This window comes from Acidobacteriota bacterium, from assembly GCA_018268895.1.
Classification (GTDB): domain Bacteria; phylum Acidobacteriota; class Terriglobia; order Terriglobales; family Acidobacteriaceae; genus Edaphobacter.
The window spans coordinates 35,227-47,420 of the sequence record JAFDVP010000014.1 but is presented as its reverse complement, the minus strand read 5'-3'; the positions used below and the strand labels follow the sequence as shown (position 1 = coordinate 47,420).

Genomic DNA, 12,194 nt, shown 5'->3' with positions numbered 1-12,194 from the left:
TCATCCAAACAACACCGGCTTACCCGGATACACCACGCGCCCCTGCCGCACCTCGGCAAAGTCCGTCATCGCCCGCGGTTTCCGCACGCTCTCGCCATCCGGCTTTACGAAGATATCCTCCACACCCACCCCACGCGCCAGCACGGCATCCGCAATCAACGACCGATGACACCGCCACGGCACCGCCTCCGCGCACATCACCACCGTCCGATCGATCTCCCGCAGCCCCACCAGCCAGTCGATCTCTCGCTGAAACGCCTCCGTCTGCATATAGTCCGCATACCCGCGAAAGCTCTCGTTCCGCCACGCCGTATTCATACTTTCCTTCACTGGAGTCCTGCGTCCTCCCAACCCCTCGCGCCAAACTCCGCGAATCCCGACACCCTCCAGCGACCTGAACAACGCCGCCTGTGAAAACTGCGGATACCGCCGCGACCCCGGAAACCTCCGTACATCGACCAGCGTCTCCACGCCGTTCTCCTTCAACGCGCGCAAAAACGCCTCAATCCCCAGCGTCGAATGTCCAACCGTCATCATCGCGTCACCACTTTACAAAACAGAACGCCTTTCCTTTGTCATTCCGCAGCGAAGCGGAGAATCCGCTTTCAACAACTCTCCGCCAAAACGAAAAGCGGCCCGGGTAAAACCCGAACCGCCTCTCTCATCAACATCCACCCACAGTCTTACACTCCAGCGTGGATTACCTCTTCGCGAACCGCCTCGTCCTCCACAACCTCCTGCACCGTCTTCGGCAGGGCGACTGCGAGAACCTGCTCGATCCTCGTTGCATAGTGGATCTTCACGCCATCGATCTGGTCCGGCGCCAGGTCTTCCTCCACCTGCGTCTTGCACTCCAGCGGAAGAATCACGTCCCGCACTCCCGCGCGTTTGGCCGCAAGGAACTTCTCCTTGATGCCTCCCACCGGCAGCACGTTGCCGCTCAGCGTGATCTCGCCCGTCATCGCGGTCAGAGGATGCACCGGCGTGTCCGTCAACAGACTCACCAACGCAGTCGCCATCGTAACTCCGGCCGATGGACCATCCTTCGGGATCGCTCCCGCCGGCACGTGAATGTGCAGATCCACATCCTTCGTGAAGTCCTCCTCCAGCCCAAGCGAAGAGGCGTTCGAACGCACCCAGGTCAACGCGGCCTGCATGCTCTCCTTCATCACGTCGCCAATCTGGCCCGTAATCGTGAACCCTCCCTTGCCCTTCATCTTGTTGGCTTCGATGAAGAGCACGTCGCCTCCCGCAGGCGTCCACGCCAGGCCAACCGCCACGCCCGGACGCTTCGTTCTCTCGGCGATCTCCGTGTCCACCCGGACCTTGATCCCGCCAAGAAACTCGTGAATCACCTCAGGCGTAATCGTCACCTTGGCCAACTTACCCTCGGCGATGCGTCGCGCCACCTTGCGGCAGATCGTTCCTATCTGCTGCTCGAGCTTGCGCACACCGGCTTCACGCGTATAGTGCCGCGCCACCAGCCGCACACTCTCGATCGGGAAGTCGATCTGCTCCGGCGTGATGCCGTTCTCCTTCGTCTGCCGCGGAATCAGGTACTTGATGGCAATGTTCGCCTTCTCCTCTTCCGTATAGCCCGTCAGCTCGATGATCTCCATACGGTCCAGCAGCGGACCGGGAATCGTGTCCAACTGGTTCGCCGTGCAGATAAACAGAACCTTGCTCAGGTCGAACGGCTGGTCGAGATAGTTGTCGCGGAACGTATTATTCTGCTCCGGGTCCAGCGTCTCAAGAAGGGCAGATGCAGGATCGCCCCTGAAGTCCCTCCCCAGCTTGTCGATCTCGTCCAGCATGAAGACCGGGTCCTTGACCTCCACCCTCTTCAGGTGCTGAATGATCTGTCCTGGCAGCGCGCCGATGTACGTCCGGCGATGTCCGCGAATCTCCGCCTCGTCGTGCATGCCGCCAAGCGAGATACGTGAAAACTTCCGGTCCAGCGCCTTCGCAATCGACCGCCCAAGCGAAGTCTTGCCCACGCCCGGAGGCCCGACAAAGCACAGGATCGGTCCCTTCATGTCCGGCTTCAAACGACGCACGGAGAGGTAGTCCAGAATGCGGTCTTTCACCTTCTTCAGGCCATAGTGGTCCGCATCCAGAATCTCCTTTGCCTTCAGGATGTCCACCTCGCCCGAAGAAGTCTTCGACCACGGAAGAACCGCCAGCCACTCCACATAATTCCGCGTCAGGCCATAATCCGCCGCCGCAGGATTCATCCGGCTCAGCCGTCCCAGCTCCTTCAGCGTCTCCTTCTTCACGTCCTCCGGCATCCCGGCAGCCTCGATCTTCTCCTTCAGCTCCGCAATGTCCTTCTGCGTATCGTCGAGATCGCCCAGCTCCTTCTGGATCGCCTTCAGTTGCTCGCGCAGGTAGTAGTCCCGCTGCGACTGCTGCACCGAGTCCTGCACCTCCGTCTGGATCTTGTTGCGCAGCTGCTGGACCTCAAGCTCCTTTGCCAGCAGCTTGTTGATCCGCTCCAGCCGCTTGGCCACATCGGGGGTCTCCAGCAGCTCCTGCTTGTCCGTCGTCGTCAAAAAAGGCAGCGACGCGGCAATAAAGTCAGCCAGCCGCCCCGGCTCTTCGATGTTAATTGCGATCGTCTGCAGGTCGTCCGACAGCGTCGGCGACGAGGTCACAATCTGCTGGAACTGGCTCACCACATTGCGCTCGAGAGCCTCGTTCTCCGGCGTCTTCTCCGGATCCGCCTCGCCGATCACCTCATACTCCGCCGTCATGAACGGAGTCGTCTGCGCGAACTCGCCCAGGTGGACGCGCTCGTTGCCCTCCGTGAAGACGAACAGGCTCTGGTTCGGCATCTTCACGACCTTGTGCACCGTCGCCCGCGTGCCGATCGCATACATATCCGACGCCTGCGGGGTGTCCTGTCGAGCATCACGCTGCGCTACCACCAGGATCGACTTCTCCTCCCCCAGCGACTGGATCAGTTGAATCGAGCTCTCCCGCCCAACCGTTAGCGGAAGCACAGCATGGGGAAACAGGACCGTATCGCGCACCGGCAAAACCGGTACCGGCCGCTTATCGTTTGTACCCTCCCCACCCTCAGTTGTCTTTGCCGTCGGCTTGATAACACTTACGAAGTCGTTTGCCATTGAGTGTCCTTCTATCAAATTATCAGCTATAGGATGCAGCAACTGTTGTATAAGTCGCAAACCCTACCAGAACGACCCGAACTCGAACATATATTCCATTCAGACGCCATCGCCGCCTCTGCCGTCATCGGCAGATAGCCACAATTCAACAGTGGGCCTCCCACTCTACTCCCATCTCATACCTGTCAAGCCCCCAAAAACTGCAAATTGTGCATAAACCATTGAAAACAAAACAAATATAACAACAGGCAAAGTTGCCGATTCGCTGCCCTCCGCTTGCTAGACTGGAACTACAAAGCAAAGTATGGCGGCTCCCCCTTGAGCATACTTCGTTAAATCGTCCAGAATCAATACTTTGCCGATAACTTACCTGTATTCAGGACTTCATCCGGATACCATCAGGTAAACTCAATTAATTGAATACTTTACAGAATAAGTATGGGGGGGGCATTACTCCGCCGCCCGGTACCGCCCCAGCAGCTTCACCATCCGGCAGTGCTCTGTCAGCGCAGCTACCGCCGCCTCAGCCTTCTCCGGAGAATCGAACCGCCCGTCGACGTAGAAGACGTATTCCCACGGGCTGCCCGGCACGGGGCGCGATTCGATCTTTGTGAGGTTCACCCCCGCCGACGCCAGCAGTTCCAGAGCAGCCACCAGCATTCCCGGCCTGTGGTCGATCGCGAACGCAAGGCTCATCTTGTTGTCCGGCTCCCTCGAAGGCAGCAAAGGGCCGTCCTGCGTTCGCCGGATCAGATGAAATCGGGTGAAGTTCTGTTCATTGTCCTCGATACCGGCCAGCAGGACGTTTGCGCCATACTCCCTGGCCGCCAGTTCAGGAGCCACACCTGCTGTGTCCTTCATGCCTCTGGCCACCACGTGTTTGACTGACCCGGCTGTGTCGTAAAAAGGCATCACATCGAACTCAGGATGCGTGGCGAAGAATCGTCTGCATTGCGATAGAGCGACGGGGTGCGAGATGACATGTTTCACATCGCCCAGCAGCACTCCCGGAGCAGCGATCAGGTTATGACGAATGCGCAGCAGACTCTCACGCTCGACTCTTATATCCAGTTCGAGAAGGAGGTCGTAGTGTTCAGCGACTGAGCCGTGAAGGCTGTTCTCGATCGGCAGCACAGCGGCATCGACCTCGCCGGCCATGACGCGAGCCATCACCTCGGCCGAGACCGTGCAAGGCACGATGTTCAGATCTGCTATCTCGTTGCCCAGCATCGCCACGGTTGCCATGTGGCTGTTGGAACCTGCCTCGCCTTGAATCGCTATACGCAAAGGTTGCCTCCGTTTGAATTTCATTTTATTCGGAGCAATGGCAACCTCGTGGAAGAACAAGGCAACTTACAACTCGGAAGCCGCGTAGAACGAGGCGCGATGAGCTCAAAGTGCGCGATATTCTTGTGCCAAATCCATCTAGGAGCGAGCCAACATGCTCTGGACGATCACCATCATACTTTTCATTCTCTGGGTTCTGGGACTAGTGAGCAGCTACACCATGGGCGGCTGGATCCATATCCTCCTCGTTCTGGCTCTTATCGTTCTTATCTTCAACCTGTTGTCCGGCCGCAGAGCTCTATAGCTGTCAACACGCAAAAGCAGCCCAACCGCTGTAGAAGTATGGAGTCGACCATGAACAAAGAAACCATCGCAGGAAAATTTGAACAGGCAGCAGGCGCCATCAAGCAAAAGGCAGGAGAGACATTTGGCAATCAGAACCTTGCCAACTCCGGCGCAGCGGATCAGATCAAAGGCGCGGCAAAAGAGACCTGGGGAAAAATCAAGGATGCTGCAAGCGAGCGCCGTGACAATGCTTCTGCTCAAGCCGACGCCAGCAAGGACGATCTGAAGGCTCGTGCGGAGGAGAAAGTCGAGCAGCTTCGCGATGAGGTCGTCAACACGGCACAGAACATCAAGAACAGCATCAGCGAAAAGATCGATTCATTCCGGCACAAAGACAACGCTTAGCCGGGGTCTCGCATCCTAAGTTGGTAAGTTCGATTGTTGTACCGGCCCGCCGCCCGTATCGGCGGGCCATTTCCTTTAACGTCGCAGCAGAACATCCGCCGCAACGAACCCGAAGAAGACAACCGAGATAACGCCGTTCAGTGTAAAGAACGCCGCATTCATACGTCTCAGGTCCTTCGGCGAGATGATCGTATGCTCGTACAGCAATAGCAGAGCAACAACAGCAACACCCGCCACAGCTACCTTCCCCAATCCGAAGAGAACCACCAGCCAGCACAGCAGCCCCAGCATTCCGAAATGCATGGCACGCGCGACCCAGAACGCTCCCTCGACGCCAAAGGCCTGCGGCACACTGTTCAACCCGACCTTGCGATCATGCTCAAAGTCCTGGCAGGCATAGAGAACGTCGAAGCCGCCGACCCACAGCAACACCGCCAGCGTCAGTACAACGATGCGTGCGTCGAGCGATCCACGGACGGCAATCCATGCAGCCGATGGAGCAATCCCCAGCGCCAGCCCCAACACAAGGTGCGACCAGCGGGTGACTCGCTTCATGTAGCTGTAAGCCAGCACTACTGCCAGGGCCAGGGGCGCAAGCGCAAGCGTGAGCCTGTTGAGCATCGCCGCGCCAAGAAAAAATACCGCGGAAGAGACTAGTACAAAGCCCGTAACAAAGCCGCCTGTCAGCGTTCCAGCGGGAAGTGCTCGCATTGCAGTGCGAGGATTGTCCGCATCCAGCTTTGCATCCACAAGCCGGTTGAACGCCATTGCAGCCGATCGCGCCGCAACCATGCAGACGACGATCCAACCAAGAACGCGCAGTGACGGCCACGCCCCGGCAGCCAGCACTGCTCCCGTCAACGCAAAGGGCAGTGCAAAGACCGAGTGCTCCCACTTGATCATCTCAAGCGTAGTCGCCGTACTCTTCCACAACGAAGCCATACCTTCATCCTAAAAGAAGACGGGCCGCAAAGGATGCAACCCTCTCGCGGCCCGGCTTCAATTTAAGAACCATGGGAACTATTTCTCCTGCGCAGGTCCCTCTACCTGTAGATTATTGATGACCTTGAAGACTCCAGGCACGCTATTGGCCTTGATGTTTGCAACATCCTTGTCGCCCTGGTTGTCGACCACGCCGGAGAGGGTGACATTGCCGTTGACAACGGTAATTCGAATAGGCTTGGCGGGATCGATGGCGTACTTGTTCAACTGCGGAGCGCCGTATACAGCCCTCGCCGTTGCCAGACGAATGTGGTCGTCCATCTGTGACACTGGGGCAACCTCGATATTGTCCACAACGTCTTTCACCCCTGGGAAGTTCGAGACGAGGCTGATCGCGGAATCCTTGTCCATTGGGCCGTAGGCAATGCCACCCAGTGTGACGACGCCGTTTTGCACCCCGATGGTGAACGCGTTGAAGGCCGTCGTGCCGTAGCCTACGCGATCGTAGGTCAGCTTCTCGGCGAGCCTGTTGCGCAAAGTGACGTCTTCGACTATCGGGCCATCGACCTCAATCAGGTTCTGCACGCCCTTTACATTCCGGCGGTGATGCGCCTTGTTATCGGCGTCTTCCTTCGCCGAATATAGTTCCACCGGTCCGGTCAATGTCACGATGCCATTCTGCACGGCGACTTTAACATTCTTGAACCGCTTGCTGTCGAGCGCCTTCGAAACGTCCGCCTGTATCTGCGAATCCTGCGGAACCTGGGTCTGTGCCATCACTGCAACAGTGGCCAGACACAAACCCAATACTGAACCCAACACTGTAAAGGCCTGATGTCTACGCTCGATCATGGAGTCCTCCGAAAGCAAAACCTCAACCACCTTCTTTGACACCGGGCGGCCTCTATTGTTTCGATGCAGCATGCAGCAGCAGGCTGCCTCAGCGATAGCGCCGTCGCAACTTATAGACGATGCTGAAGACTCCCGATTCGTCGCGCGTAACCACAATCGACGAGTTATGAGTCAGGTCGTACTGTACCTGAATAAGCTGTTGCGCCGAAGTATTGACGTTTGTCGCGAAGGTAGCCGTTATCTGCTTGGATATCTGCTCCTGAATCGTGATTCGTGCCGATGAGTTGCCCAACGTCCCTACGAAAGCAGGGTCAATTTTGACGGAACCCACGCCGAAGAGCTTCGACACACGCGAGCTCACGGTTGCATTCAGCGCTCCGCCGAGCAAGGCGCTCGTCGTTGGATCGGTCCCGGCGCGGAGCTGCGTCTCCTGATAGATCTGCGCCTCTTCCTGCGTTCTCCCCAATGCCAGCAGTTGGAAGACATCGGCCTGGCTCAGTGGAGGTTCGGACCGGTACGTTGGCTTGAGATTGCTTGCCGTGCCGTGCAAGCCAACGGTGACCTCGTAATTTTCCACCTGCGCCGTCGCGTCGATATCGATCGTTGGATCGATGCGGACAGGATTGGTGAAGTAAATATCTCCGCGCTGAAGCTGATACTTCGTGTTCGCAAAGGTTGCGCTTCCATCGGTGACCTGAATGCGGCCAAGAATCGAAGGCGATGCGACCGTTCCTCGAATACTGAGGTCCACATTCCCGGCAAGCTTCGCATAGGAGTTTTGGAAATCGAGCTGCGGCGAGCTTGTGACACGCACATCGAGATGCACCTTGTTGGCAGCCGCATCCGGATCGGGCGGCGCGGTCACTGTGCTTCCGCTACCGGCAAATGCCGCAAAGTCAACGTCCTGGCCAACGCCGAAGCGCGTGATCAGAATGTTGCCGCCCAGCAGTGAGCTCTGCGATGTTCCCTGCAACTTAAGATTCGCATTTGCCGTCGCACTCAGGCCGTAGAGACGCACACGCACTGAGGTGCCTGTAGCCGTCAGGTCTGCGTAGAAACCGTTGCGGAAGCGCAGCGATCCGCCGATCTTCAGATCGCCGCCGCCCGTCTTTGCTGTGAGCGACTGCACCTGGAGCCGGTCTTCGGTAAAGATCAGCGTGCCGTTCATGTCGCTCAGACCGTTGGGCACTCCGTCGAGCGCGATATTTACGCTATCGAACTGCACCTTGCCGCTCAGAACCGGGTTCGTCACCTGTCCGCCCGCGGCGACGGTAAATTCAACTTTGCCGCTGGAGATCAGGTCGGGATCGAAGGTATGCAGGAGCGCCATGCTGACACTGCCGTTGCCCTTCAGATTCAGCCTGCCGCCCTTGGGATCCGCTCCGCCGAAAAGCTGGGCCGTTCCGCCAAAACGCATGTCGGTGTCCTGACCGACGATATGAACCTGGTCCAGCGTGGCAGTACCATCGCGCAGACCGATCCGCAGCGGTTCGGCGGCCTTGAGCTCTACCCCTTGCAGCTTGACGTCGACGTTGTTCAACTCTGCTGTACCGCCGAGCGCCTTCGGTGTCTTCAGCGGTCCGATGATTGTTGCTGTTCCGCTGATACTGGACTGCGCCTTGATATTTCCGGGGCCGAACATCGTTAGCGGTTTGTTGATGTCGAACTCCGCAATGGTCAGCTTGGCCTGCGTCTGGTAGTTGTCCCTTAGCTGAGTCTGACCCGTGAGGTTCAACTTGGCGCCGACGACAGTGGAGTTCGACGTAAAGGAAAGGACCTTGCCCTGGCTATGCGCTTCCAACGAAGCATCGCCAATGGCTTTGCCCTGATAGACGATATTGGCCAGCGCCAGATTGGCGCGCAGTCCCGGCTCAGTCACGGTACCGTTGGCATCAGCCACGAATGTGAGCAGACCATCGGCCTCGCCGGATGCTTTCTTCACGGTTTCAAACTTCGCCAGCGCGAGGTTGTGGCCTTCGAGATGGCCGTGCAGATGCTCGCTGCCCATGTCGTAGCCGCCGTCGCCTGCGATTTGCATGCCATGAAGCTTCAACACAACGTGCGTTGCGTCGACAGCCTTGCCATGCGCTGCGAGGTCCGCAACTAGAGATTCGAACGGCTCGCCATAGGCCACTCCATCTGCAAGCATCAGGCGCCCGGTTCCATTGAGATCGTCGATGGTGCCCGTGACGTGCGCATTGGCTGCAATGGTCCCAGTTACGGGGACCTTCTGCTGCTGACCTGTGATCTCCAGCAGGTCGGAAACCTTTGCATTGGCAAGCTGCAGTTGAGCGTCGATCGCAACCATGTCGTCCCAGACATAGTCGGTACGACCCCGGCGCGAGGTCTCCGCCCTTGGCTTGACCGTACCGGAGGTATGCAGAACAGCCGAGCCGCGACTGATCGTCGAGCTCGCTACTGCAACACCGCTATTGGGCGAATACTCCGCATCCGCGACGAGCGAGTCGATCAACGCATCGGTCGAGCCCATCGCGAATTCTATATTGTTCGCTTCGACGTGACCCTTGACGTCGAGATCCCGCGCAGCCCCCTGGGCTGTTCCAGTGAAGTGCAGCGCACCATGCAGAGTCACAGGAATTGCAGCCGTCCCTTTTTTACCGTTGGCTTCCAGACCAAGAGTAGTCAGCAGTTGGTTGTACTCCGACAGATCGTGAGCTGTGAGATCGACATGCAACGCGGTGAGCGGGTCGCCGATATTGACACCAAGAATACCCGTCGCCAACAGAGTCGATTGTGCCGTCTGAAAATTCAACTGCTGTATCTTCACCGTCTCGTTGCTGCCGGTATAGTGCGCAAGAACGTGACCTGTTACCGGAACATTTGAAGCAACGCCCTTACGACGCAGGCCCGTTGGCTTCAACGTCAGGTCGCCGTCGACCTCGACGGTATCGGCAACATCTCGCTGCGAGCCGCCCCACTCCACTTTCGCCGGCCCGCTGACCGCGGTGTCGAAACCAAGATCGGGATAGTGGCCGGCAGTGATGTCCATGATCGTTCTCAGGGGCACGCTGTTGAGCGTTGCATTGATGTAGGCGTGCGAAGGTTCGACCTTAGGCGCGGTTGCAACAGGCGGCTTTCCACTCCCCGCAGAGGAGGCAGCCTTCACCGTTGCATCTGCGGCTGTGGAGTCGGCAGGGACTGCACCCAGCCAGTGTTCGATGCGCATATCGCCGGTGATCGTTCCGCCTTCAGGCAAAACCGCGGTGATGTCACGCAGCATCATCTGCGAGGGAGACATCGATATCTGGGTTGTGACATTGACTCCGCGCACGTCGACGTACTCATCGCGATAGCCTGCGTCGCGAATCTTTGCACTACCGGCAACAAGAAACGTAGAAGGACAGTCTGGGTCCAGTGCAGGCGCAGCTTGGGGTTCCTGTTTCCCGCGACTACGCGGACGAATACGCTGCCACAGCGGCGGCTTCTTCTCCACCTCTGGCGTCGCTGCTACGCAGTTGTGTGCGTCCACATTCAGATCAATGGTCCCGGTCTTTAGGGTATCGACCCCCGTTAAGACAGCGATCTGCTTTACCTCCACCGACCCGGACACATTCGCATTCCACTCCGGCCTGGCAAAGTGCGCGAGAGTTCCACGAACCTGAAGCTGCGAAGCCTTGCCCGTCTCCAGGTTCAACTGCTGCAGCTCCGCTGTGTCGCGGCCGAGCTCCACCTCAAGATGCAATCTGGACTGGGCCTCGGGCTCTTTCGCAAGCCTGGTACGGAGGTCGCGCAGGTCGATCGTTGCGCCGTATCGATCGGTGTGAAAGATGTAGTGAACCTCAGCATCGAGATCGCGGGCGGCCAGATCGAACGGGATCGAGCGCTCGTTGATTAATGCAACCCCATTTGCCAGCTCGACCTTTCGTACACGCAGGTCAAGCAGTGTGTCGGTCACGGGCTCTGTACTGACAGTGTGATGTTTCGGTACGGGTTGATTGGTCTTGCCGTCCTTATCGACGATGAGATGAAACTGCGGGTGCTCGACACGCAGGTAGTTCAATGAGATGTGAGAAGCGATCCCGTTGCCTGCCACACGCGAGAAGAAGTTAAGAATCTTCAGGCGAAGGAGAACTCTGTCTACAGAAAGGTAGGGGGTTTCGCCCTGCGGTTCGAGGCCATGAATGACGAGACCATCGGCTTCGACGGCAAGGTGCCACAGATCGAAGCTGACGCGCTTCAACTCGACCCGGCCGCCCGTGGCGTCACCGAGCACGACGATCAGTTTATTGGCTACTCTGCTCTCAAAGTCGGCAGTCGTGGTGTACCAGGCAAAGATGCCGAAGAGCACCAGCAGGGATACCGCGATCCATCCGAGCGTCTTCAACGTTCCAAGCGTAATCCGCTCCGTGATGGAGCGCTTTACCTGTTTCAGCTTCTGTTCGACCTGATCGCGTCTCTCTTCGATCTTTTGTTCGATCTGGCGCTTCTTCTCCTCGATACGTTCTTCCAGACGGCGGCGGCCGTCCTCTGGCGGGGGAGTCTGCTGTTCATCGCTCACGGGGCCACCTCCCCGGGCCTCATCACCCATACATTGCCCTGGGCGCGAAGCGACTTCAGCCAGTCACGCAGAAGATTGCCCACCTGCTGCTGCAGCAGCACTTCTTCGATGCGCTGCGAGATCGTCTCCAGCTTTGGCGGAGCGACTTTTTGCTTTGCATACTCCGGCAACATTGTCGTCTCGTAATAGCTCTTGATCTCTTCGTCGGAGATTCGGATTCCATTGCGGAAACGGACTTCGATCAAGCGCAGCAGTTCCATCCGCTTGCGCCAGCGGTCTTGAAATTCGCTAACCGTGAACCCCTTTGCGCTCAGGTAATTCGCCCAGCCTGCGTCAGTCTCGCAATGATATTGTCCGCACTCCGGAATATCTTTGCGAAGTGTCTGCAACTGGGCGTTGAGCGCCTGGTCGGTAACAGCAGCATCCTCCGGCTCGAGCGCCGCCTGCTGCAGGATCAGCGTTCGGTCGATCAGTCTTTGCACAGCGCGATCGCGCGAGAACTCCGCTGCGGAACCGCGATATGGCTGGATGGACTCGAACCTGCGCTCTTCATCGACATCGCTTTCGAGGATGACATCGCCATTGACGACAGCGACGACTGAGTCGATCAGCGTTCCCAGCGCCTCGCCGTTGCCAGGAACAACCTGGGATGGCGGTGCGGGCGGCGTTGCAGGTTGTGCAGGCGCAGCGGGCTGCTGCGCGCAGAGTCGCAGGGCCAGGACAACTGGCGCAAAGCATCCTACCATCCATCGCCGCATCGGGTTGTGCATCGACAT

General features: G+C 58.1%; 9 protein-coding genes. 2 read left to right on the top strand and 7 right to left on the bottom strand.

What is annotated here, in order from left to right:
• The 3 genes from JSS95_17345 to JSS95_17335 form a co-directional block, all read right to left on the bottom strand.
• Positions 1-537 carry a DUF488 domain-containing protein gene (locus JSS95_17345; protein ID MBS1801579.1) on the bottom strand — a complete coding sequence of 179 codons (537 nt, stop codon included), beginning with the start codon at positions 535-537 and terminating at the stop codon, positions 1-3.
• A 146-nt stretch (positions 538-683) separates the two neighbouring features.
• Positions 684-3,128, bottom strand: a complete 2,445-nt coding sequence (gene lon / locus JSS95_17340; GenBank protein ID MBS1801578.1) for an endopeptidase La — start codon at positions 3,126-3,128, stop codon at positions 684-686.
• Positions 3,129-3,578: 450 nt separating this feature from the next.
• Positions 3,579-4,439, bottom strand: a complete 861-nt coding sequence (locus JSS95_17335; protein ID MBS1801577.1) for a prephenate dehydratase — start codon at positions 4,437-4,439, stop codon at positions 3,579-3,581.
• A gap of 130 nt (positions 4,440-4,569) precedes the next feature.
• Between JSS95_17335 and JSS95_17330 the strand changes: the two genes are divergently transcribed.
• The gene (locus JSS95_17330; protein ID MBS1801576.1) at positions 4,570-4,719 is read left to right on the top strand and encodes a lmo0937 family membrane protein; all 150 of its coding nucleotides are present in this window, start codon (positions 4,570-4,572) and stop codon (positions 4,717-4,719) included.
• Between the two features lie 38 nt (positions 4,720-4,757).
• Complete coding sequence (locus tag JSS95_17325; protein MBS1801575.1) at positions 4,758-5,105, top strand: CsbD family protein; 348 nt, start codon at positions 4,758-4,760, stop codon at positions 5,103-5,105.
• Positions 5,106-5,180: 75 nt separating this feature from the next.
• On the opposite strand, the gene JSS95_17320 is transcribed toward JSS95_17325, so the two are convergent.
• The 4 genes from JSS95_17320 to JSS95_17305 all read right to left on the bottom strand — a co-directional run bounded on the left by JSS95_17320 (position 5,181) and on the right by JSS95_17305 (position 12,188).
• On the bottom strand, positions 5,181-6,047 hold the full coding sequence (locus tag JSS95_17320) for a UbiA family prenyltransferase (protein ID MBS1801574.1): 867 nt from the start codon (positions 6,045-6,047) through the stop codon (positions 5,181-5,183).
• 78 nt (positions 6,048-6,125) lie between these two features.
• A complete protein-coding gene (locus tag JSS95_17315) occupies positions 6,126-6,899 on the bottom strand; it encodes a BON domain-containing protein (GenBank protein MBS1801573.1) in 774 nt (257 codons plus the stop codon).
• Positions 6,900-6,987: 88 nt separating this feature from the next.
• Positions 6,988-11,448, bottom strand: coding sequence for a translocation/assembly module TamB domain-containing protein (locus JSS95_17310; protein ID MBS1801572.1), 4,461 nt, complete (start codon positions 11,446-11,448; stop codon positions 6,988-6,990).
• Positions 11,415-12,188, bottom strand: a complete 774-nt coding sequence (locus tag JSS95_17305) for a peptidylprolyl isomerase (GenBank protein MBS1801571.1) — start codon at positions 12,186-12,188, stop codon at positions 11,415-11,417. The genes JSS95_17310 and JSS95_17305 overlap by 34 nt, the downstream gene beginning before the upstream one ends.
• Between the last annotated feature and the right edge of the window lie 6 nt (positions 12,189-12,194).